The organism is Gemmobacter caeruleus, assembly GCF_008271655.1.
GTDB lineage: Bacteria > Pseudomonadota > Alphaproteobacteria > Rhodobacterales > Rhodobacteraceae > Gemmobacter > Gemmobacter caeruleus.
On sequence record NZ_VKKX01000022.1, the window covers coordinates 269954 to 291425 of the forward strand.

20 protein-coding genes are annotated in these 21472 nt (G+C 67.1%); 7 read left to right on the forward strand and 13 right to left on the reverse strand.

Annotation, left to right across the window (positions count from 1 at the left end; genetic code table 11):
• Nucleotides 1-3 precede the first annotated feature (3 nt).
• The 6 genes from FOA17_RS08275 to FOA17_RS08300 all read left to right on the forward strand — a co-directional run bounded on the left by FOA17_RS08275 (nucleotide 4) and on the right by FOA17_RS08300 (nucleotide 4126).
• The gene (locus FOA17_RS08275) at nucleotides 4-675 is read left to right on the forward strand and encodes a phosphoribosylanthranilate isomerase (RefSeq protein WP_149140997.1); all 672 of its coding nucleotides are present in this window, start codon (nucleotides 4-6) and stop codon (nucleotides 673-675) included.
• Complete coding sequence (locus FOA17_RS08280) at nucleotides 669-1112, forward strand: GNAT family N-acetyltransferase (RefSeq protein WP_149140998.1); 444 nt, start codon at nucleotides 669-671, stop codon at nucleotides 1110-1112. The genes FOA17_RS08275 and FOA17_RS08280 overlap by 7 nt, the downstream gene beginning before the upstream one ends.
• A gap of 121 nt (nucleotides 1113-1233) precedes the next feature.
• Nucleotides 1234-2466, forward strand: a complete 1233-nt coding sequence (gene trpB, locus FOA17_RS08285) for a tryptophan synthase subunit beta (RefSeq protein ID WP_149140999.1) — start codon at nucleotides 1234-1236, stop codon at nucleotides 2464-2466.
• 219 nt (nucleotides 2467-2685) lie between these two features.
• Nucleotides 2686-3036 carry a hypothetical protein gene (locus FOA17_RS08290; RefSeq protein ID WP_149141000.1) on the forward strand — a complete coding sequence of 117 codons (351 nt, stop codon included), beginning with the start codon at nucleotides 2686-2688 and terminating at the stop codon, nucleotides 3034-3036.
• A 116-nt stretch (nucleotides 3037-3152) separates the two neighbouring features.
• A complete protein-coding gene (locus FOA17_RS08295) occupies nucleotides 3153-3548 on the forward strand; it encodes a hypothetical protein (RefSeq protein ID WP_149141001.1) in 396 nt (131 codons plus the stop codon).
• On the forward strand, nucleotides 3545-4126 hold the full coding sequence (locus tag FOA17_RS08300; protein WP_149141002.1) for a helix-turn-helix transcriptional regulator: 582 nt from the start codon (nucleotides 3545-3547) through the stop codon (nucleotides 4124-4126). The genes FOA17_RS08295 and FOA17_RS08300 overlap by 4 nt, the downstream gene beginning before the upstream one ends.
• 9 nt (nucleotides 4127-4135) lie before the next feature.
• On the opposite strand, the gene FOA17_RS08305 is transcribed toward FOA17_RS08300, so the two are convergent.
• The 12 genes from FOA17_RS08305 to FOA17_RS08360 all read right to left on the reverse strand — a co-directional run bounded on the left by FOA17_RS08305 (nucleotide 4136) and on the right by FOA17_RS08360 (nucleotide 18558).
• Nucleotides 4136-4522, reverse strand: a complete 387-nt coding sequence (locus FOA17_RS08305) for a DUF2237 family protein (RefSeq protein WP_149141003.1) — start codon at nucleotides 4520-4522, stop codon at nucleotides 4136-4138.
• A gap of 69 nt (nucleotides 4523-4591) precedes the next feature.
• On the reverse strand, nucleotides 4592-5200 hold the full coding sequence (locus FOA17_RS08310; RefSeq protein ID WP_149141004.1) for a (d)CMP kinase: 609 nt from the start codon (nucleotides 5198-5200) through the stop codon (nucleotides 4592-4594).
• A gap of 59 nt (nucleotides 5201-5259) precedes the next feature.
• Nucleotides 5260-6612 carry a 3-phosphoshikimate 1-carboxyvinyltransferase gene (aroA, locus tag FOA17_RS08315; RefSeq protein WP_149141005.1) on the reverse strand — a complete coding sequence of 451 codons (1353 nt, stop codon included), beginning with the start codon at nucleotides 6610-6612 and terminating at the stop codon, nucleotides 5260-5262.
• An 81-nt stretch (nucleotides 6613-6693) separates the two neighbouring features.
• A complete protein-coding gene (locus FOA17_RS08320) occupies nucleotides 6694-8751 on the reverse strand; it encodes an exonuclease domain-containing protein (RefSeq protein WP_149141006.1) in 2058 nt (685 codons plus the stop codon).
• Nucleotides 8752-8754: 3 nt separating this feature from the next.
• Nucleotides 8755-9144 (reverse strand): response regulator transcription factor, encoded by a 390-nt coding sequence (locus FOA17_RS08325; RefSeq protein WP_149141007.1) that lies wholly within the window; start codon nucleotides 9142-9144, stop codon nucleotides 8755-8757.
• Nucleotides 9145-9663, reverse strand: coding sequence for a hypothetical protein (locus tag FOA17_RS08330; RefSeq protein WP_149141008.1), 519 nt, complete (start codon nucleotides 9661-9663; stop codon nucleotides 9145-9147).
• A 9-nt stretch (nucleotides 9664-9672) separates the two neighbouring features.
• The gene (locus FOA17_RS08335; protein WP_149141009.1) at nucleotides 9673-11502 is read right to left on the reverse strand and encodes a DUF294 nucleotidyltransferase-like domain-containing protein; all 1830 of its coding nucleotides are present in this window, start codon (nucleotides 11500-11502) and stop codon (nucleotides 9673-9675) included.
• 119 nt (nucleotides 11503-11621) lie between these two features.
• Nucleotides 11622-13571 (reverse strand): sodium:solute symporter family protein, encoded by a 1950-nt coding sequence (locus FOA17_RS08340; protein ID WP_149141010.1) that lies wholly within the window; start codon nucleotides 13569-13571, stop codon nucleotides 11622-11624.
• Between the two features lie 15 nt (nucleotides 13572-13586).
• On the reverse strand, nucleotides 13587-13844 hold the full coding sequence (locus FOA17_RS08345; protein WP_149141011.1) for a DUF4212 domain-containing protein: 258 nt from the start codon (nucleotides 13842-13844) through the stop codon (nucleotides 13587-13589).
• Nucleotides 13845-13913: 69 nt separating this feature from the next.
• Entirely contained in the window at nucleotides 13914-14606 is a 693-nt protein-coding gene (locus FOA17_RS08350; protein WP_420841696.1) for an adenylate kinase, read from the reverse strand.
• Complete coding sequence (gene acs, locus FOA17_RS08355) at nucleotides 14606-16570, reverse strand: acetate--CoA ligase (protein WP_149141013.1); 1965 nt, start codon at nucleotides 16568-16570, stop codon at nucleotides 14606-14608. The genes FOA17_RS08350 and acs overlap by 1 nt, the downstream gene beginning before the upstream one ends.
• A 335-nt stretch (nucleotides 16571-16905) precedes the next feature.
• A complete protein-coding gene (locus FOA17_RS08360; RefSeq protein ID WP_149141014.1) occupies nucleotides 16906-18558 on the reverse strand; it encodes a SulP family inorganic anion transporter in 1653 nt (550 codons plus the stop codon).
• Nucleotides 18559-18627: 69 nt separating this feature from the next.
• Here FOA17_RS08360 and FOA17_RS08365 point away from each other — a divergent pair, with 69 nt between their 5' ends.
• Nucleotides 18628-19134, forward strand: a complete 507-nt coding sequence (locus FOA17_RS08365) for a pyridoxamine 5-phosphate oxidase (protein WP_149141015.1) — start codon at nucleotides 18628-18630, stop codon at nucleotides 19132-19134.
• 34 nt (nucleotides 19135-19168) lie between these two features.
• Here the strand turns inward: FOA17_RS08365 and FOA17_RS08370 are convergent, their stop codons facing one another.
• Complete coding sequence (locus FOA17_RS08370; protein WP_149141016.1) at nucleotides 19169-21454, reverse strand: glycosyl hydrolase family 28-related protein; 2286 nt, start codon at nucleotides 21452-21454, stop codon at nucleotides 19169-19171.
• Nucleotides 21455-21472 lie beyond the last annotated feature (18 nt).

Genomic DNA, 21472 nt, shown 5'->3' on the forward strand with positions numbered 1-21472 from the left:
ACCATGGCCGATATCCGGGTCAAGATCTGCGGGCTGCGCAGCCCCGCCGATATCGCTGCGGTGGCGGCGGCCGGCGCGGCCTATGCGGGTTTTGTGTTCTTTCCCAAAAGCCCGCGCCATGTGACGCTGGATCAGGCCCGCGCCATGGCCCATGCCGCGCCGGTGGGGCTGGCCAAGGTGGCGCTGACGGTCGATGCCGATGACGCGCTGCTCGACAGCATCACCGAGGCGGTCCCGCTCGACATGCTGCAACTCCATGGCCATGAAAGCCCCGACCGCGTGGCCGAAATCCGCAGCCGCTATGGCCTGCCGGTGATGAAGGCGATCGGCGTCGCGGATGAGGGCGATCTGGCCGCGATCTTCGATTACGCCACCGTCGCCGACCAGCTGCTGATCGACGCCAAACCGCCGCGCAACGCCCCGCTGCCCGGCGGCAACGGGCTCAGCTTCGACTGGCGACTGGTGGCACAGCGGCGCTGGCTGCGGCCCTGGATGCTGGCCGGCGGCCTGACGCCCGAAAACGTGGCCGAGGCGATCCGGCTGACCAATGCGCGCCAGGTCGATGTCTCCTCGGGCGTCGAAAGCGCGCCGGGCATCAAGGATCCCGCCCGCATCTCCGCCTTCACCGCCGCCGCGCATCTGGGCAATCCAACGGACGGCCCGCCCCGATGGTGACCTTCCGCGATGCCACCCGCGCCGATGTGCCCGCCATCGTGGCGCTGCTGGCCGATGATCCGCTGGGACAGAACCGCGAAGGGGGCGACCTCGCCCCCTATCTCGCCGCCTTCGACACCATCGCGGCGCTGCCCCTGCACCAGATCATCGTGGGCGAAATCGCGGGCCGCATCGTCGCCACCTGCCAGCTCACCATCCTGCACGGCCTGTCGCGCCAGGGCATGACCCGCGCCCTGCTGGAGGCCGTGCGCACCGCGCCCGACCTGCGCAGCCAGGGCATCGGCGCCGCCCTCATGGCCGAGGTCGAGACCCGCGCCCGCGCCGCCGGCGCCCAGATCCTGCAACTCACCACCGACAAGACCCGGCTGCGGGCGCATGCCTTCTATGACCGGCTGGGATACGCGCCCACGCATCTGGGCTACAAGAAGACGCTCTGATCCCTTCATCTGTTCCCAAATATCCTCGGGGGTGAGGGCCGCAGGCCCGAGGGGGCAGACAGCCCCCTTCCCCCCGCCCTGCATCCGCGCTACATCGGGCCTGTTAAATCAGGGGGAAACCATGGCCGAGGACGGGATCAACAGCTTCATGACGGGGCCGGACGAACAGGGCCGCTTTGGCATCTTCGGCGGGCGCTTCGTGTCCGAAACCCTGATGCCGCTGATCCTGGAGCTTGAGGCGCAATACAACCACGCCAAGACCGACCCGACCTTCTGGGCCGAGATGGACGACCTGTGGAAGCATTATGTCGGCCGCCCCTCGCCCCTCTATTTCGCGCCGCGCCTGACCGAACAGCTGGGCGGCGCCAAGATCTACATGAAGCGCGACGAGCTGAACCATACGGGCGCGCACAAGATCAACAATGTGCTGGGCCAGATCATCCTGGCCCGTCGCATGGGCAAGACCCGGATCATCGCCGAAACCGGCGCCGGGCAGCATGGCGTGGCCACCGCCACCGTCTGCGCCAAGTTCGGGCTGAAATGCGTGGTCTATATGGGCGCGCATGATGTCGAACGCCAGGCGCCCAACGTCTTCCGCATGCGCCTGCTGGGCGCCGAGGTGATCCCCGTCACCTCGGGTCGCGGCACGCTGAAGGATGCGATGAACGACGCGCTGCGCGATTGGGTGACCAATGTGCGCGACACCTTCTACTGCATCGGCACCGTCGCCGGCCCGCATCCCTACCCCGCCATGGTGCGCGATTTCCAGTCGATCATCGGCAAGGAAGTGCGCTGGCAACTGGCCGAGCAAGAGGGCGAAGGCCGCCTGCCCGATGTGGTGGTCGCGGCCATCGGCGGCGGGTCCAATGCCATGGGCCTGTTCTTCCCCTTCCTCGATGACGCCTCGGTGCGAATCATCGGGGTCGAGGCCGGCGGCAAGGGCGTGGACGACCGGATGCAGCATTGCGCCAGCCTGACCGGCGGCCGCCCCGGCGTGCTGCATGGCAACCGCACCTATCTGCTGCAAGATCCCGATGGCCAGATCCTCGAGGGTTTCTCGATCAGCGCCGGCCTCGATTACCCTGGCATCGGCCCGGAACATGCCTGGCTGCACGATACCGGCCGCGCCGAATATGTCTCGATCACCGATGCCGAGGCGCTGTCCGCCTTCCAGCTTTGCTGCAAGCTGGAGGGGATCATCCCCGCGCTGGAACCCAGCCACGCGCTTGGCCATGTCATCAAGCTGGCGCCGACGCTGCCCAAGGACCAGATCATCGTGATGAACATGTGCGGCCGGGGCGACAAGGACATCTTCACGGTAGCCAAACACCTTGGCTTTGACATGAAGGTCTGATCGACCCGCCTTCTGCCACAGATAAACTTCGGTTTAACCCCCGCGAATCTCCTTCGCGGGGGTCTTTCATAAACCGGCGCGCAATTGCCGCCGCCCCTGCCGCATGGCTTGCTCATCCGGCCAGCGGGGATGCGCCTTCCCGTCCAGCGGCGGCGCGGCCTGTCCCCTCCGGCATGTGTGAAACAGATCGAGCAGATCATTCGTTACAGGAGTATGTTCATGACCCCCGATATCCTGCGCCACCTGCTGACCGGCCTCGCGCTTTGCACGGCCCTGGCCAGCCCGGTTCTGGCTGACGGCGACGACCCCGCCCCCAACGAGGTTGTCGATCCGATGCCCGGCGGCGATGACGGCACGATGTGGGCCGGCGGTGACCCCGATTTCTGCGAGGCCTGCGGCGGCGAGGTGGTCGATACCGTCGATGAGGGCGGCGAGGAAGGCGGCACGATCACCGCCGAACCGACCGCGCTGAACGACGGTGTCGCCAATGTGCGGGGCGCCACCACCAAGGCGCATGACAGCGATGGCTGCGCCGCCAATCGTCAGGCCGTCCTCTGCAAGGACAACTGACGCCCTTCTGGCCGGGATCCGCATCCCCAGGCGTGGCATCCCGGCCCCGGCCCCGTCCGCGATTGCGCGGTCGGGGCAAACGCGTTTATCCTGACCTTCCGGATCGGAGCCCTGCCATGCGCCCGCTTGCCCTTGCTATCTGCCTCGGCCTACTGGCCGCCTCGCCGGCATTGTCCGAGACAGTGGCCGATGTGCTGACGCGACAATTGCGCGATCAGGGCTATCTGCGGGTCGAGGCGACCTATACCTGGCTGGGCCGCCTGCGCGTCATCGCGCGGCGCGGCGACCTGCGGCGCGAGATCGTCATCAACCCCAATACCGGCGAGATCCTGCGCGATTACCAGGAACATATCCCCAGCATCGCACGCAATGACGGCGCCGAAACCGGCGGCCAGGGCAGTGTCGGCGTTGCGGCAGACGTCACCACCCGCGATGTGGTGGAAAAAGGCGGCGTCAGCGTGCCCGACATCGTCGATACCGCCGACATCCCGGACGAAAAGGCCAAGCAATGACAGCGGGCGCCAAGCGCAGCCTGCGCCGTTTCCTCACCCGTGGCACCATCGGCATCGGCCTCCTGCTGCTTGGCCAGCTGATCTGCGCGGCGGTCTTCCTGTTCGACATCCTGGCATCGCTGTTCGGCCTGCGCTCCAGCCCGATCGCCTGGCAACTGCGCGAGATGATCGAACTTGGCGCCGCTTTCGGCCTGCTGGCGGGGCTCGGCCTTGGCGCCTATGCCTTTCGCCATGCCATCGGCGAACGCGACCTGGCCGAGGAACGGCTGCGCCGGGCGGCGGGCGAATTCCAGACCATGCTGGAGGAACGCTTTGCCGAATGGGGCCTGACCCCCGCCGAACGCGATGTGGCGCTGTTCGCGATCAAGGGCATGTCCACCGCCGAAATCGCCGCCCTGCGGGAAACCTCCGAAGGCACGGTCAAGGCGCAGACCAATGCGATCTACCGCAAGGCCGGGGTCACCGGGCGGCCGCAGCTTCTCAGCCTGTTCATCGAGGATCTGATGCGCAGCCAGCCCGCGCCCGAAGCCAGCCCGCGCGCCCGCCCCGGCGTGACCGCCGCCAGCCGCGCGGCCTGACCGCCCGCCTCAGCCCGCCGGATCCGCCGCATGGCGTTGCAGAATGACCAGCGGCACCGTCTCCAGCGTGCGGCGATGCGTGGCCGCCAGCCGCACCTGCGGCGCCGCGCCCTCGTAATGCGCCTGAAGAAACCGCGCGGCGCACAGACACCAGCTCTGCCCCGCCTTCAACCCCGGAAACCCGTATTCCGGTCGCGGCGTGGACAGGTCATTGCCCAGATATTTCGACATGGCCAGAAATTCGTCGGTCAGGATCACGCAGACCGTATGCCGCCCGGCATCTTCGGGCCCGGTATTGCAACAGCCATCGCGCCAGAACCCGGTCAGGGGCTGCATCGAACAGGGCTCCAACGCCGCGCCCAGCACATTGATCGCCGGCTCTTTTCCGTGGCTCATGGCGTGCCCTCCCTGGCGTTCAGTCTGCGCGCAGGCCCGGCCCGGCGCAAGCCCTGCGCGCAGCGCCGGTCAGCCGCGCGCCGCCAGTGCTGCCGCCACCAATGCCACCGCCTGCGCCACCGCCGCCGCGCTGTCCAGATCCGAGGTATCCAGCACCACCGCGTCCTCGGCAGGGCGCAGCGGCGCATCGGCGCGGTTGCGGTCGCGGGCGTCGCGCTCCTCCACCTCGGCCAGCACCGCCGCATAGGGCTGCGCCGCCGCCTCGCCACCCAGTTCCAGCCAGCGCCGGCGCGCGCGCACCGCGGCACTGGCCGTCACAAACAGCTTCACCTCGGCCTCAGGGCAGATCACCGTGCCGATATCGCGACCGTCCAGCACCGCGCCGCCCTCGCGCCGGGCAAAGCGCTTCTGAAATTCCAGCAGCGCCGCCCGCACCTCGGGGATCGCCGCCACCCGGCTTGCCGCCTGCCCCGCCTCCAGCGTGCGCAGATCGTCACGCGCCAGATCCGTCGGCTCCAGCCCGCGCGCCGCCGTCACCGGATCGCCGCCCTTGACCCCGACCGCCCGATACAGCGCGCCGGTATCCAGATGGGCAAAGCCGAACTCCGCCGCCACCGCGCGGCTGATCGTGCCCTTGCCCGCCGCGGCGGGACCGTCAATGGCCACGGTAAAGATCATGCTCTTGCTCTTTGTCCAAATACTCTCGGGGGTCCGGGGGCAGACAGCCCCCGGGCGGTTCAGACAGCGCCCTGTTCCAGCACCGCGCCAAGGCCGGTCATCAGCCCTTCAAAGATCGGGAACGAGGTCACGATAGGCGAGGCGTCATCCACCGAGACCGGCTTTTGCGCGGCCATCCCGCAGACAAGAAAGCTCATCGCGATGCGGTGATCCAGATGGGTCGCCGCCGTGGCGCCCCCCGGCACCCCGCCCGGCCCCATGCCCTGCACGATCAGCGTATCCTCATCTTCCTCGATGGTCACGCCGCAGGCCTCAAGCCCGCGCGCCATGGCGTCGATGCGGTCGCTTTCCTTCACCCGCAATTCCTTGACCCCGCGCATCACGGTCTTGCCCGTGGCAAAGGCCGCGACCACCGACAGGATCGGATATTCGTCGATCATGCTGGGCGCGCGTTCGGGGGGCACCTCAATGCCCTTCATATTGCCCGAAAACCGCACCCGCAGATCGGCCACCGGCTCGCCGCCCTCCTCGCGCGGGTTCTGGAACTCGATCTCCGCCCCCATCTCGACCAGGGTCAGATACAGCCCGTTGCGCGTCAGGTTCTGGCTGACCCCGGGCACGAGGATGTCAGACCCTTCGACGATCAGCGCGGCGCAGACCGGAAAGGCCGCCGAGGACGGATCGCGCGGCACCGCCACGGTCTGCGGGCGCAGCTCCGGCTGGCCGCGCAGCGTGATGACATGCCCCTCGGCGCCCTTTTCCACATGCAGTTCGGCACCAAAGCCCAGCAGCATGCGTTCGGAATGGTCGCGCGTCGGCTCCCGCTCGATCACCACTGTTTCGCCGGGCGCGTTCAGCCCGGCCAGCAACACCGCCGATTTGACCTGCGCGCTGGCCACCGGCAGGGCATAGCGCACCGGCACCGGGTTCGCCGCGCCCACGATGGTCATCGGCAGCCGCCCGCCCTGCCGGCCATAGGCCCGCGCGCCAAACAGCGCCAGCGGGTCGGTCACCCGCCCCATCGGGCGCTTGCGCAAGGACGCATCGCCGGTGAAGGTCGCGGTCATGTCGGTCGTCGCCATGCAGCCCATGATCAGCCGCACGCCGGTGCCGGAATTGCCGCAATCAATCACATCCGCCGGTTCGCGAAAGCCACCGACGCCCACGCCCTGCACCGACCAGGCGCCCGGCCCGTGCTGCGTGACCTCGGCCCCGAAGGCGCGCATCGCCTTGGCGGTATCCAGCACGTCCTGCCCTTCCAGCAGGCCGGTGATCCGGGTTTCGCCCACAGCCATCGCCCCGAAGATCAGCGCACGGTGGCTGATCGACTTGTCCCCCGGCACCGCCGCCGTGCCCGAAAGCGGGCCGGATTTGCGGGCGGTCATCGGTTGCGCTGCGCCGTGGCCGGACATGGGTTCTCTCCCCCGAAATCGTCTGTTGGTCTGCCCCCTCGCGTTAGCGCAAGCGGGGGGCGGGGTCCAGCCCCGGCGGGATCAGTTCATGTCCCGCAGCAGCCGGCCATGGCGGCGCACCTCGGCCACCACCTCGCCAAAGCTGGTCAGCCCGCGCCCGCGCAGCATCGGCATCAGCTTGAGAAAGGCATCCGCCGTGGCGACGGTGTCGCCGATGGCGGTATGGCGCGCCTCTTCGGGGATGGTGATGTCAAGCCGGTGGGTCAGCGCATCCAGGCTATGCACCTCGTGCTGGCCGAAGATCACCGCCGACAGCAGCACCGTATCCAGCACCGGATTGTCAAAACGCACGCCGGTCACGCCCTCTTTCCGGCGCAGGAAGTCCAGATCGAAGGGCGCGTTATGCGCGACCAGCACCGCACCATCGGCAAAGGCATGAAAGGCGCGGCCCACCTCGGCGATGCCGGGGGCGCCGGCGACCATGGCATCGGTGATCCCATGCACCGTGGTCGAGGCGGGCGGGATCGGCCGGCCCGGATTGACCAGCGTGTCAAACACCTCGGCCGCGACGCGCTTGCCGTTCACGATGCGCACGGCGGCGATCTGCACGATCTCGTCGCCCTGCGCGGGCAAAAGGCCGGTGGTTTCGGTGTCGAAGACGACATAGGTCAGATCTTCCAGCCTTGTATCCGACACGGCGGCGTTGCGGGCCTTGGACAGAAGATCGAAGTCATAGACCACCGCCCGCGCCACAGGGGCCGGGCGCGGGCCCGCGCGCCGCGCGGCGCGCAGCGGCAGCACCACGGCCTGTTGACCGGGCCGCCCCTCGGGCCAGATCTCGGTGGCGTGCGCCGCCAGCACCGACCGTCCAGTCGTATCGGGCAGGCCATCCTCCAGCGGCTGATCCAGCCAATGTTCCAACTGACCCACGGGCAGCGCCTCGCCTTGCCAGCCCAGCGTGATGCGGGCATCGGCGCCGCGTTCGGTCAGGTCCAGCGTGAAGGCCCGCAGCCCCCGCGCCTCGGCCAGTGCGGCGCCCAGACGGCCCGCCAGGCCGACGATTTCAAACCCGTTGCAGCGCAGCAGCAGCGGCGCGACCTCGCCCACATGCACTGACAGGCCCTGTGCCTCCATCCGCGCCGCGATGCCATCGACAAGGTCCGAGGCCCGGATCGGCGCCAGCGGCACCGCCTCGGCCCGGCCCTCGTCATGGCGGCGGGTCAGTTCGGTCACTGCGGCGCCCAGCCGCTCCACCTCGTCGCGCAGGGCGCGCTCCATTTGCGGCGGCAGCGCCTCGCCCTCGGGCAGCACGGCGAACAGCGTGCCCAGATTGGCCGCCGGGCGGCGGATGCGGTCAAAGGTCTCGGCCAGCAGCGCCTCGCGGCGCGACAGTTGCGCCAGATCGGCGGTCACGTCGCGCAGGGTCAGCACATAGCCGCCCGCCTCCAGCAACCGCATGCGCCCCGCCAGCACCCGCGCCCCCGACCGCGTGGTGCAAAGAATGTCTGATGCGGCATCGGGGTCGCCCGCCTCTTGCAGGCGCTGATGGGCGTGGCGCAGCGGGCCGTCATGCAGATAGTCGAACAGCCGCCGGTCCAGCCCCGGCGCACCGGCACCGCCCAGCATGTCGGCCGCGGTGCCGTTATAAAAGGCCAGCTGGTGATCGGCGCTGCACAGCAGCACCCCCACCGGCACGTCGGACAGAAGCGCCTCCAGCCGCGCCTTTTCGGCTGACAGGCGGGTGGTCTCGCGCGCGACCGCCTCGGCCAGGGCATTGCGGGTTTCCGACAGGCTGGCGGCGGCGGCGGTCGCCGCAGGGGCCAGATCGCCCAGATAACGCGCCAGCGCCGCGTCCATCTCGCCCGAGACATCGGAATGCGCCCGCGCCCGCAAGGCGCCCGACAGGATGTCGATGGGCTTCGCGACATTCAGGTCGAACAGATACCAGACCCAGGTGACCAGCCCCAGCACCACCAGCCCGGCCAGCATGCCGACCTGCACAAAGGCGTTCAGCGTCTCGGGCGTGCCCAGCTGGCGGTAGCCGAAGACCAGCCCCCCCGCCAGCCCGGCCAGCGCACCAAGCGCCAGCCCCGCAAAGATCAGGAAGATGCGCAGCCGCAGGCTCAGCTTGTGCAACATGGCTCAGCCCTCGCCGGTCAGCAGGCGCCGGACCTCGGTGCGCAATTCCTTCAATTCAAACGGTTTCGAGATGAAACCATCGGCGCCAAGCGCCAGCCCCTTCTGCCGCTCGATCGTGGATCCGCGCGCGGTCATCATCAGGATCTTCACATCTGCCAGCGCCGGGTCCAGCCGGACCGACTGGCAGATCTCGTAGCCCGAGACTTCGGGCAGCATCACATCGAGCAGCACCAGATCGGGATGCGTCTCGCGGATGCGCGGCAGGGCCTCGGCGCCATTGGCAACGCGGTCATGCTGATAGCCCTCGCGCATCATCAGGTAATTGAGCGCGAGCGCGATATTGTCCTCGTCCTCCACCACAAGAATGCGGTGTTGCCTCCCCCCTTCGGCCATTCATCCCTCCCGGCAGGCTGCCTTCATGACCGGATCGTCAGCGGCCGCGGCTTGCCATTCGGCGCCCTGCAACACACCCTCGGGGGTGATCTCCACCCCCTCCACGATCGCTACGCGCCGCTGACCGGCGCAATCCACCGCCAGAAACCCGTCCTCCACGGGCCGCCAGCGGGCAAAATTGTAGACATGCGCCAGACGCAGATCCGGCTGGGCCGGATGCGGCGTCACCTTGCGGGTATCCAGCGCGAGGAACCGCGTGGTCAGCGGCGCGACAAAGCTCCAGGGGCGCAGGCCCTGCGGGGTCTCGTCGCGCCATACCACCTCGATCCCCTCGGGCAGTTCGGCCGAGACGCGGTCGAACCAGTCATATTCCAGCCAGACCGTCGTGCCGATCAGCCCGACCGCCGCCCCGAAGGGCATCGCCCATTTCGGCAAGCCCGGCACCAGCTTGCGCGCCAGCAGCACAAGCCCGGCACAGCCGATGGCGGCGATGATGGCGGCAAGGAATTCGTAGATCATTCACATCCCTCAGGAGCGGGCGCCACGGGCCGAGCCGATGGCGGATTGCATGGTGCGCACCACGACAAAGGCGTCGCGCAGGTGGCTGCGTTCAAAATCGGAAAGATCGTAGGGCGCAAGGAAATTATCGGGGGCACGGCCCGACCGGATCAGCCGCGCCTGATTTTCCAGCCGGGTCTGGGCGATCAGGTCATAGGCCTCGATCAGGTCGCGCGCGCCCGAGGTCGATATGACGCCGGCCTGTTCCGCGCCCTCCAGCCGGGCGCGGGTATTGGCGGCATCCAGTTGCCCGATCAGCGCATAGACCCGGCCCAGATCGGTCACCGGCACCACGCCATTATGCTTCATGTCGATATGGTTCTTGTGCTCGCCCGAGCGGATGGTGGCAAAGCCGCGCAGCAGGCCCAGCGGCGGGGTGTGCTTGAGGCTGTTCTGGATCATATGGGCGACAAAGATCGAATTCTGCGCGGCCTTTTCCAGTGTTTCGCCCTGCAAGTCGCGGAACAGCGAGGCCTGGCCGCCGATCGGGCGCAGGTCGAACATCACGCTGGCCAGCATCTGCGCCATCGGGTCGGGCTTTGCGATCCAGCCCTCGAAATAGCTGCGCCAGGTGGATTGGCGCGCGCGCCAGCGCGGGTTGGTCGCCATCATGTCGCCCGGGCAATAGACATAGCCGCAGGCGTTCAGCCCGTCACAGACAAAGGTCGCCAGACGCTCGAACCAGGCCATGTCGGCCTCGGTCGCGGCATCGTCGATGATCAGGCAATTGTCCTGATCCGACACGCCGGTCTGTTCCTGCCGGCCCTGACTGCCGCAGGCGGCCCAGACATAGGGCACCGGCGCGGGGCCAAGCTCGGCCTCGGCCAGCGCGATCAGGCGGCGGGTCACGGTATCGGCAATGTCGGTGATCAGCCGCGTCACCACCTCATGCGCGTTGTTGCCGCCCACCAATTGCACCAGCAGTCGGGGAATGCGGGCGGTGACGGCGGCCATGTCCTCCACCGTGTCGGCAATGGCCGCGTCGCGCACCAGTTGCGCCGAACTGACGGCCTGGAACCGGGTGATGTCGGTCTGCGTCACCATGCCGACCAGCCGGCCATCCTCGACCACCGGCAGATGACCGATGCGGCGTTCCAGCATGACATGCAGGATGTCCGACCCCAGACTGTCGGGCGTCAGGCTGACCGGATCGGCGGTCATCACCTGCGCCACCGGCCCGGCCGGGTCCATCCCGCCGGCCAGCACCTTGTTCGTCATGTCGCGGGTGGTGACGATGCCCAGAAAGCGCCCCTCCTCCACCACGCCCAGCGAGGAGACATGCGCATCGCGCATCTTCTGCGCGGCGGCGCGGATCGTCTCGGACGGAGCGACGGTGATCGGGCGGCGCGCCATCAGATCGCCCACCTTCTGCACCGTCAGATCGTTGCGCCGCCCCTCGGCGCTGTTGCGCCCGCGATTGAAGAACCGCTCAAAGGCCGGGAAATCGGCGATCAGCCGGCGGAAGATGTCGGTGGGCAGCAGCAGCAGCGTGGCGTCCTCGGTCACGCGCGCCGTGGTCACGGCCTGGCCATCGCGCATCAGCCCGCGTTCGCCAAAGCTGTTGCGCGGCCCGAGCAGCGAGACGAGGCCGCCCGAAGGCTCCAGCACCTCGACCGAGCCGCGCTTGATCAGGTAAAGGCCCTTCAGCGGCTCGCCCGCGTGATAGACCTCTTCGCCGGAGGTGAAATCCCTGCGGCTGAAGGAAAGGGCGACACGCGCCATCTCGTCCTGCGGCAGGCTGTCATAGGGATGCACGCTTTCCAGAAAGGCCAGAACGGCAGGATCGGGGGTATGGGGCATCACCGTCATCCTTTGGGGCGGACACGCCCCCCTTGGGGGGCGCGCCGGGTTTCTGGCAGGGATCGGAGCCGGATTTTCCGTGGCGCGCCATGCGCCAGATCAAACCCGGCCCGAAACCATCAATGCGCCTGGGCCGAACCGGCGCCTTTCGGCACGCGGATCGATTCCACCAGCTCCACCACATGCTGCGGCGGGGCCTTGGTCGCACCCGACACCACGAAGGCGGTCAGGAAGTTCATCACGGCGCCAATGGTGCCGATGGACAGCGGCGAAATACCGAAGAAGTAGTTCGCGGCGGTATCCGGCAGGTTGTTGGTGCCCGGGATGAAGAACCAGCCCTTGTAGATGAAGATGTAGACCGAGGTGAAGATCAGACCCACCAGCATGCCGGCGATCGCGCCTTCCTTGTTGATGCGCTTGGAGAAGATGCCCATCATCAGAACCGGGAAGATCGTCGCGGCGGCCAGACCGAAGGCCAGGGCCACCACCTGCGCGGCAAAGCCGGGCGGGTTCAGACCCAGATAGGTCGCCACCACGATGGCACCGCCCATCGAGACGCGCGCCGCCAGCAGTTCGCCTTTTTCACTGATATTGGGGTTGATCGACCCCTTGATCAGGTCATGCGAGATCGCCGAGGAAATGGCGAGCAGCAGGCCCGCAGCGGTCGAAAGCGCGGCAGCCAGGGCGCCGGCGGCCACGATGGCGACCACCCAGCCCGGAAGGGCCGCGATTTCGGGGTTGGCCAGCACCATGATGTCGTTGTCAACCTTGGTGACTTCGTTGCCGGTCAGGCCCATTTCGGCAAAGGTCTTGCCCGAGGTGCCCACTTGCGCGGCGGCCAGCAGGCCTTCGCGGGCGGTGGTCAGTTCGGCGATCTTGGCCTCGATGCCGGCCTTGTCGGCCTCGGCAGCCTTGGCCAGCGCGGCCTTGGCCTCGCCCATGGCCTTGGTATTGGCGGCCAGGTCGGCGGGTTCGTTGACATACTGGATCATGCCGTCGCCGTTCAGGTCGGACATGGCCAGCAGGCCGGTTTTTTCCCAGGTGCGGATCCAGGACAGTTCAGGCTTGCTCTCGATATCGGCGCGGCTGATCGCCGGGCCCGAGAAGGCGCTGCCGGTCACCGCGGCGGGCCACATCGTCGTCGAAAGGTTCAGGCGCGCCATCGACCCCACGGCCGGAGCCACGGTGTAAAGCAGCGCGATGAACACCAGCGACCAGCCGGCCGAGGAACGGGCATCCGCCACTTTCGGCACGGTGAAGAAGCGGATGATGACGTGCGGCAGACCCGCGGTGCCGATCATCAGCGACATGGTGAACAGGAACATGTTGAAGTAGTTGGCGCTGTCGCCGGTATAGGCCTTGAAGCCCAGTTCGGTCACGACCGAGTCAAGCTTGGCCAGGAAGGTCATGTCGCCACCCGACGGCGCGTAAGAGCCGATCAGGCCGAGCTGCGGCAGGAAGCTGCCGGTCAGTTGCAGCGAGATGAACAGCGCCGGGATGGTATAGGCGATGATCAGCACGACATATTGCGCCACCTGGGTATAGGTGATGCCCTTCATGCCGCCCAGAACCGCATAGGCGAACACGATCGCCGCGCCAATATAGAGGCCGGTATCGGTCGAAACCTCCAGGAAGCGCGAGAAGGTCACGCCCACGCCGCGCATCTGGCCGATCACATAGGTCACCGAGATGACGATCAGGCAGATCACGGCCAGCAGACGCGCGCCGCCGGAATAGAAGCGGTCGCCGATGAATTCCGGCACGGTGAACTTGCCGAACTTGCGCAGATAGGGGGCAAGCAGCAGCGCCAGCAGCACATAGCCGCCGGTCCAGCCCATCAGGTAGGCCGAGGTTTCATAGCCGCCAAAGGCGATGATGCCGGCCATCGAGATGAAGGAGGCGGCCGACATCCAGTCAGCGCCGGTGGCCATGCCGTTCATGATCGGGTGAACACCCTGACCGGCGGCATAGAATTCCGCGGTGGAGCCGGCACGGGCCCAGACCGCGATCCCGATGTAGAGGGCAAAGGTGAGGCCCACCACAATCAGGTTGAGGGTAAACTGATCCATCTGTCCCCTGCTCCCTTATTCGTCCACGCCGTGTTCTTTGTCGAGCTTGTTCATCTTGGCCGCGTAGGCAAAGATCAGCACGAGGAACACGTAGATCGACCCGTTCTGGGCCATCCAGAACCCGAGATCGGCGCCGCCGACCATGATGCCTTTGAGTGCCGGCCGCAGAATGATGCCGAGCCCGAAGGAACACACGAACCAGATCACCAGCGAGATGGTGATGACCCGGATATTCGCGGCCCAATAGGCGTTCGACGATGTCTTGTCCGCCATGAGTGCTACTCCCTGAGTGGTTTCTTGCTGTCCCGCACCCCCTTCCCCAAGGGATGCGGGCCCTCCCCTTTAGGCTGAAACGCGCGTCACGATGGCTGACAGGCCGGCGCGGATATCGGCGATGGCACCCATCGCGTCGATCCGTTCCAGCACGCCCTTGCCATCGTAATAGGCGATCAGCGGCGCCGTCTGGGCGTGATAGGCCACCAGCCTTTCACGCACAGTCTCGGCGTTGTCGTCGGCGCGGCGCTTGAACGCCGTGCCGCCGCATTTGTCGCAAGTGCCCGCCGTGGCGGGCTGCTTGAATTCGTCGTGATAGCCTTCGCCGCAGCCGGCGCAGGTGTAGCGGCCCGAGACGCGGCCCACCATGGCCTCGTCATCGACCTCCAGGCTGATGGCCGCGGTCACCTTCTGGCCGGCCTGCGCCAGCAGCCCGTCCAGCGCTGCCGCCTGCCCCGCGGTGCGGGGAAAGCCGTCCAGAATGACGCCGCGCGCCACATCGGGCGCCGCCATGCGGTCGCGCAGGATCGCCAGAACGATGTCGTCGGAGACGAGCTGCCCCGCCTCCATCACCGCCTTGGCCTGCCGGCCGGCCTCGGTGCCCTCGGCCACGGCCGCGCGCAGCAGGTCGCCGGTCGAAAGCTGGACCAGACCGAAATCTTCCTCCAGCATCCGCGCCTGCGTGCCCTTCCCGGCGCCCGGAGGGCCGAGAAGGATCAGGACGGCGGGCGTGGTCATGGTTGCCGCATCGGTCATGCGCATCAGCCCTTGTTGCCGCGATTGGCGATCAGGTCATCGACCACCGACGGATCGGCCAGGGTCGAGGTATCGCCCAGCGAACCGAAGTCGTTTTCGGCGATCTTGCGCAGGATGCGGCGCATGATCTTGCCCGAGCGGGTCTTGGGCAGGCCCGGCGACCACTGGATGATGTCGGGCGAGGCGATCGGGCCGATCTCGGTGCGGACCCATTTCACCAGATCCTTGCGCAGATCCTCGGTGGGTTCGATGCCGTTCATCAGGGTGACATAGGCGTAGATGCCCTGCCCCTTGATGTCATGCGGATAGCCGACCACGGCGGCCTCGGCCACGGCGGCATGGGCGACCAGCGCGCTTTCCACCTCGGCGGTGCCCATCCGGTGACCGGAGACGTTGATCACGTCATCCACCCGGCCGGTGATCCAGATATACCCATCCTTGTCGCGGCGGCAGCCGTCGCCGGTGAAGTAATAGCCGCGATACTGGGCGAAATACGCCTCCTGGAAGCGGTCGTGATCGCCCCAGAGCGTGCGCATCTGCCCCGGCCAGCTGTCCGAGATGCACAGCACGCCCTCGGCCTCCACCTCGTCCTGGCGCTTGGCGGTGCTGGCATCCAGCACGACGGGCTTGACGCCAAAGAAGGGCAGCGTGGCCGAGCCGGGCTTGGTCGGCGTGGCATAGGGCAGCGGCGTGATCATGTGGCCGCCGGTCTCGGTCTGCCAGAAGGTATCGACGATCGGGCATTTGCCCTTGCCGACATGGGTGTCATACCAGGTCCAGGCCTCGGGGTTGATCGGCTCGCCCACCGAACCCAGCACGCGCAGTTTGGACAGGTCGTATTTCTCCACCCATTCCGGGCCCTGGCCCATCAGCGAGCGGATGGCGGTCGGCGCGGTGTAGAACTGGGTCACGGCGTGCTTTTCGCAGACCTCCCAGAACCGGCCGGCATCGGGGAAGGTCGGCACGCCCTCGAACATGATCGTGGTGGCGCCATTGGCCAGCGGACCGTAGACGATATAGCTGTGGCCCGTGACCCAACCCACATCGGCGGTGCACCAGAACACGTCCCCTTCCTGATAGTCGAAGGTGTATTGGTGGGTCATCGCGGCATAGACCAGATAACCGCCGGTGGTATGCACCACGCCCTTCGGCTTGCCGGTCGAACCCGAGGTATAGAGGATGAACAGCGGATCTTCGGCGCCCATCGGGCGCGGCGGGCATTCCGGGCTGACCATGTCCATCATCAGCTTGACGTCCACGTCGCGGCCCTGGATCCAGCTCGTCTGGTCGCCGGTATGCTTGACCACGAGGCAGCGCACCTTGTCGGAGCAATGCAGCAGCGCCGCGTCGGTATTGGCCTTGAGCGGCGTGCGCCGGCCACCGCGCGGGGCGCTGTCGGCGGTGATGACGATCTTGGCGCCGGAATCGTTGATCCGGTTGGCCAGCGCATCGGGCGAAAAGCCGGCAAAGACGATGGAATGGATGGCACCGATCCGGGCGCAGGCCAGCATCGCATAGGCGGCCTCGGGGATCATCGGCAGATAGATCACCACGCGGTCGCCCCGCATCACGCCCTGCGACAGCAGGACGTTGGCCATGCGGTTCACCTTTTCGGACAGTTCCTTGTAGGTGATGTGCAGGGCCGGGGTCTTGGGATCATCGGGTTCCCAGATGATCGCGGTTTGCAGCGCGCGATCCTTCAGGTGGCGGTCGATGCAGTTCACGCTGGCATTCAGCACGCCATCCTCGAACCACTTGATGCTGACCTTGCCAAAGGTGAAGTCGGTATTCTTCACCTTGGTATAGGGCTTGATCCAGTCAAGCCGCTGGCCCTCGCGGCCCCAGAAGGTATCGGGGTCGTCGATCGACTCGTTATACATCGCACGGTATTTCGCGGTATCGGCATGGGCCTTGTCGAAACCGGTGGGCACGTCGCGCACGGTCGGCGCGGCTGCGGGCTGCTGGGTCATCAGGCTCTCCCCCCTCGTCGTAAACCGAAAGCCCGCCCCGAAATCGCGGCCAGGCATCCATCCCTGCGCATACTGTAAACTATTTTCGCCAAATGGCGTAACCCTTTTTATTGATTGATTTTTTCTGTAAATTCATTGACTGAAATATCTGGAAATCTGTAAAGACAGAAAATTTCGCCTTCAACTTGGCGTGATATTTCAAAGCCCTAGCGGTTTCTTGCCAAAGGCCGCCCGCGGGGGCTGTTGCCGGGTGATGGCCCGGGGGCCGCCCGGCGGGGTGCCGGGCCGGTTTATGCAAGGGCTACTCGGTATCGCACAGAAGGGTGGCGGACGAATCAATCGGGCAGCGCGGCCTCGGCCGCGGCAAGATCGGGGAAATGCGGGATATGCGGCTCGGCCAGGCCCGCGCGGCGCAATTCGACCGCCACGCGCGGCCGCATGCCCACGAACCACAGCGCGCCCCCCCGCTTGCGCAGCTTGGTAGCCAGCAGTTCGAGGCTGCGGGCGCCCGAGGTGTCGATCAGCGGCACCGCCGAGAAATCGACGATCACCACGCGCGGGTGATCGGCGATGCGGTCCAGCACCGCGCCCAGCTGCGCGGCGGCGCCAAAGAAGAACGGGCCGGACAGACGATAGATCACCCGATCCTCGCGCCCCGGATCGGCGACGGCATCGGCATGGGGCGCGACCTCGGCCGCGTCGGACATGCGCTTGACGAAGACCAGTCCCGACAGGGCGAAACCGACGACGATCCCCGCGCTCAGGTCGCGGAAGATCACCAGCAGGAAGGTCACCACCATCACCGCCGCATCCACCCGGCTGGCGCGGATCATGCCCGCGATCTCGTGCCGTTCGATCATGTTCCAGGCGACGGTGGCCAGCACCCCCGCCAGCGCGGCAAGCGGGATATAGGCCGCAAGCGGCGCGGCCACCAGCAGGGCCAGCGCCAGGAACACCGCATGCAGCATCCCCGAGACCGGACCGCGCGAGCCGGACCGCACATTGGTCGCGGTGCGCGCGATGGTGCCGGTGACGCAAAAGCCGCCAAACAGGCCCGAGCCGATATTGGCGATGCCCTGCGCGATCAGTTCGGCATTGGGGCGGTGCTGGCGCCCGCTCATCCCGTCGGCGACCACGGCGGAAAGAAGCGATTCAATCGCGCCCAGCAGGGTAAAGCTGACCGCCCAGGGCAGCGCCGCCAGCACGGCCTCGGCCCCCATCGGCGGCAGGGCGGGCGCCGGCAGCAGGCGCGGCAGGGCGCCAAAGCGCGACCCGACGGTTTCGACCGGCAGGCCAAGCGCGGCCAGCACGCTCATGGCGGCCACAGCGATCAGCATGGCGGGCCAGCGCGGCGCCAGGCGGCGCAGCCCCAGGATCAGCGCGACAGTGACCAGGCTGACCAGCAGGGCCGGGCCGGAAACCGTCTCGCGCGCGGCCCATAGCGCTGACAGCTTGTGCAGCAATTCTGACGGTTCGGCCCCCGGCAGGTGCAACCCGAACAGGTCGCGCAGCTGGCTGGCAAAGATGATGACCGCGATACCGGCGGTAAAGCCCAGCGTGACCGGATAGGGGATGAAGCGGATATAGGTGCCCAGCCGCGCCATCCCGAGCGCGAGCAGCATGGCGCCCGACAGCAATGTCGCCAAAAGCAGCCCCGGCAAGCCGATCTGGGTCACACAGGCAGCGACCAGCACGATGAAGGCCCCCGCCGGCCCGCCGATCTGATAGCGCGACCCGCCAAAGGTCGAAACGAGGAACCCGCCCACGATGGCGGTATAGAGCCCGCGCTCTGGCCCCACGCCGCTGGCGATGGCGATCGCCATGGAAAGCGGCAGCGCCACGATGGCGACGGTCAGCCCGGCAATGGCATCGGCCCGCAGGTCGGCGGGGCTGTAGCCCTCGCGCAGGACGGTGACGAGCTTGGGCAGAAACGGGCTGGGGACCGCCGCGTCGGGCCCCGTGACAACGGAACGACTTGTGCCGGACATCCTGCGCCTGTAGCGATTGTTTTCGCAAGGAAACGCCTGCGCACCCCCATCTGTCAAGGGGCCTTCCCGATGTCCGACCCGCAACCCGCCGCCCGACCCGACCCCGTCCAGCCCGCCGATGCCGAGGCGCGCGCGCTGGCCCGCGCGCTGATGCAGGGCGCGCGCCATGCCGCGCTGGCCTGGACCGACCCCGAGACCGGCACACCGGGGATCAGCCGCATCGCCTTTGGCCTGGACGATGCCGGCGGGCCACTGACGCTGGTGTCATCGCTGGCGCCGCATCGCGCGGCCCTGGCGGCGCAGCCCCATGCCGCGCTGATGCTGGGCGAGCCGGGTGACAAGGGCGATCCGCTGACCCATCCGCGGCTGATGCTGCGGGTGCGGGCCGCGCCCGTCGCGCGCGACAGCGCCGATCACGCGGCACTTCGGGCGCTGTGGCTGGAAAGCCATCCGAAGGCCAGGCTCTATGTCGATTTCACCGATTTCGCCTTTGTCCGGCTGGAGATGCAATCGGCGCTGCTCAATGGCGGCTTTGCCCGGGCCTTTCGGCTGACACCGGCCGATCTGGCGCCCTGACATGGAAAAGGCGCCCCGAAGGGCGCCTTTCGCGTCATTGCGGCGTGTCGCAGCGCAGGGTCACCAGCGCCGCCCCCCGCAGCGCCGAGGGCCAGCGCAATTCGGCCATCTTGTCGCCGCTGCCGGTGGCGGGCACCGCATAGGGCGCGGCATGGGTCACCACATTGGCGCTGTTGCGCAAGGCCCCCTTGGGCAGGACCGACACCACCGTCAGCGGCTTGGCCCCGAAGGGCAGGTTGTCGGCGGCATCCACCGTCCAGGTCGCCGCCTCGGTGTTCTGGGTATGGGTGACGGTCAGCGGGCTCTGGCAGATCGTTGCGACGCCGTGGAAGATGTTGCTGTCAAAGACCACATTGCGCGCGCGGTCATGATCCAGCCCGGCCTGGGTCGTATCGACCTTCTCCACCCGGTCCACCGCCCCGGCCACGGCGCGGAACACATTTCCGGTGACCGACAGCCCGTTCAGGAAATGCCCCGGCCCGCGCGGCCGCATCACCAGCCAGCGGAATGACGGCGCGACATTCGTGCACATGAAGTGATTGGAGGTGATGGACAGCCCGCCAAAGGAATAGCCGGTGGTAAAGCCCGGCTCGGGTTCATGTTCGTTCGACAGCTCGATCCAGCAGTTATCGACGTAATTGTCCGACACGATCGACCGCGCATTGGTGTTGGTGAACACGATCCCCGCCTGGCGCAGCCCGTCGGATTCGTCATCGCCCTGAAAGAAGTGGTTGCCGATCACCATATTGCCGCCGCCCGCCAGCACCGCGAAATGGGCAAAGCGCACCACCCGGTTGTCGCGCAGCTTCAGGTCATTGGCATTGGCATTCAGCGCGATGGTCGTGCGGTTCTGCGCCGCCACGGGCTGTTCGTTCGACAGGAACTGGCACTGATCCACGATCATGCCGGCGCAGCCCGTGCCGGTGGAGGTGATGCCGCGATCCTTCGGCCCGGTAAAGACGCAATCCGCAATGCGGAATGTCAGCCCGTTGGCCGGCAGCATGATGCCGCTGGCGCGTCCGGCGCAGTTGAAATCAATATCGGTGATCTCGAACCGCGCCAGATTGTCGAAGCCCGAGAAATCCAGCAGATACTGATAACGGTAGAAACTGTAGGTCCGCGTCCCCGACCCGCCCCAGAGCGGCAGGTTGAGCGTGACCGTCCCCGCCCCCACGTTCTTGGCCTTAACATAGACCTCGCGCCCGACCCCGGTGCCCGCCACCCGCGCGCCCAGCGGGATATTGGCGACATTGGCCACATTGGTCAGCGTCGTCGGCTGATTGGCGTTATAGGTCGCGACCGAGGTCACGCCCACCGTATTCCACGCCGTCGCACTGGCCGCGCCGATCTGGCCATTGGTCAGCACCCGCCGGCTGGTGAGCGAGGTCAGCCCGGCCAGCGCCGCCACATCCAGCGGCTCGGTCAGGTCAACCTTGCGGCCCGACATGTCGAAAACCACATGGTCGGTGAAATAGAACAGCGTCTGAAGGCCGCGCTTGAAGCCCTCCAGCTCGTTGCCAAAGGCGGCGGCGTAGGTGTTCAGGTCATAGTTGCGCGTGCAGGTCAGCCGGACATTCGACGGCATCGACAAGGTGCCTTCGAACCGGACGGCGTTGTTGAAGGTAAAGTTGGAATTGATCCGGTAGGTGCCGGCAGAAACCAGCACCGTCTTGCCATTGGCCGCCGCATCGGCGGCGACAAAGGCCGCGTAATCGTTGGTCGTGCCATTGCCGATGGCGCCGTAATCGCGCACATCCACCGCGTCGATCATCTTGCGCTGGAAAACATCGGTCACATCCTCGATGACCAGATCGTCGATCCGTACCACGCCGCCATTGGCGCCGGTCAGATCCAGCCCGAAATGGCCATAGACCGGCTCGGTGCCCCAGACCAGATCCACCCCCTGCCGGTTGCCCGACCCGATGATCGCCTGCACCGTGACCACCGCACCGTAAGAGGTCAGCGCAACCGTCGTGGCGGCCGAGGGCACCGACACCTGCGTGCCATTGGACCGCGCCGCATAGGCCGCGATGCGCACCGAGGGCATGTTGCCCGCCACCACCTTCACCCGCGCTGTGACGCGCAGGTAAAGCCCCGGCTCGATCGGGGTCTGGCCCATATAGCGCAGGCGCTGCGTGGTTTCGGTCTTCTGAAGCTCCAGGCAGCCGCCGAAATCCTGGTCCGACGGCACCAGCGCCGCATTCGCGGCCCCCGCATAGGTCGCCGATCCCGGCGTGCCATCCTCGCGCGACCATTGCCCCAGCCCGGCCGCAAACGGCGGCGGCATCAGCACCAGACCATCGGTAATCGCCTTGTTCATCTTGCAAGCCCTCTCGCC

Bases quoted from the DNA above. Each gene is read 5' to 3' on its own strand.
- aroA (WP_149141005.1), bottom strand. From the start codon at position 6,612: ATGTCCGGCCACGGCGCAGCGCAACCGATGACCGCCCGCAAATCCGGC.
- FOA17_RS08305 (WP_149141003.1), bottom strand. From the start codon at position 4,522: ATGAGCCACGGAAAAGAGCCGGCGATCAATGTGCTGGGCGCGGCGTTG.
- FOA17_RS08325 (WP_149141007.1), bottom strand. From the start codon at position 9,144: ATGGCCGAAGGGGGGAGGCAACACCGCATTCTTGTGGTGGAGGACGAG.
- FOA17_RS08320 (WP_149141006.1), bottom strand. From the start codon at position 8,751: ATGTTGCACAAGCTGAGCCTGCGGCTGCGCATCTTCCTGATCTTTGCG.
- FOA17_RS08280 (WP_149140998.1), top strand. From the start codon at position 669: ATGGTGACCTTCCGCGATGCCACCCGCGCCGATGTGCCCGCCATCGTG.
- FOA17_RS08365 (WP_149141015.1), top strand. From the start codon at position 18,628: ATGTCCGACCCGCAACCCGCCGCCCGACCCGACCCCGTCCAGCCCGCC.
- FOA17_RS08335 (WP_149141009.1), bottom strand. From the start codon at position 11,502: ATGCCCCATACCCCCGATCCTGCCGTTCTGGCCTTTCTGGAAAGCGTG.
- FOA17_RS08310 (WP_149141004.1), bottom strand. From the start codon at position 5,200: ATGATCTTTACCGTGGCCATTGACGGTCCCGCCGCGGCGGGCAAGGGC.
- FOA17_RS08300 (WP_149141002.1), top strand. From the start codon at position 3,545: ATGACAGCGGGCGCCAAGCGCAGCCTGCGCCGTTTCCTCACCCGTGGC.
- FOA17_RS08350 (WP_420841696.1), bottom strand. From the start codon at position 14,606: ATGCGCATGACCGATGCGGCAACCATGACCACGCCCGCCGTCCTGATC.
- FOA17_RS08295 (WP_149141001.1), top strand. From the start codon at position 3,153: ATGCGCCCGCTTGCCCTTGCTATCTGCCTCGGCCTACTGGCCGCCTCG.
- FOA17_RS08370 (WP_149141016.1), bottom strand. From the start codon at position 21,454: ATGAACAAGGCGATTACCGATGGTCTGGTGCTGATGCCGCCGCCGTTT.
- FOA17_RS08345 (WP_149141011.1), bottom strand. From the start codon at position 13,844: ATGGCGGACAAGACATCGTCGAACGCCTATTGGGCCGCGAATATCCGG.
- acs (WP_149141013.1), bottom strand. From the start codon at position 16,570: ATGACCCAGCAGCCCGCAGCCGCGCCGACCGTGCGCGACGTGCCCACC.
- FOA17_RS08290 (WP_149141000.1), top strand. From the start codon at position 2,686: ATGACCCCCGATATCCTGCGCCACCTGCTGACCGGCCTCGCGCTTTGC.
- FOA17_RS08330 (WP_149141008.1), bottom strand. From the start codon at position 9,663: ATGATCTACGAATTCCTTGCCGCCATCATCGCCGCCATCGGCTGTGCC.
- FOA17_RS08275 (WP_149140997.1), top strand. From the start codon at position 4: ATGGCCGATATCCGGGTCAAGATCTGCGGGCTGCGCAGCCCCGCCGAT.
- FOA17_RS08360 (WP_149141014.1), bottom strand. From the start codon at position 18,558: ATGTCCGGCACAAGTCGTTCCGTTGTCACGGGGCCCGACGCGGCGGTC.
- trpB (WP_149140999.1), top strand. From the start codon at position 1,234: ATGGCCGAGGACGGGATCAACAGCTTCATGACGGGGCCGGACGAACAG.
- FOA17_RS08340 (WP_149141010.1), bottom strand. From the start codon at position 13,571: ATGGATCAGTTTACCCTCAACCTGATTGTGGTGGGCCTCACCTTTGCC.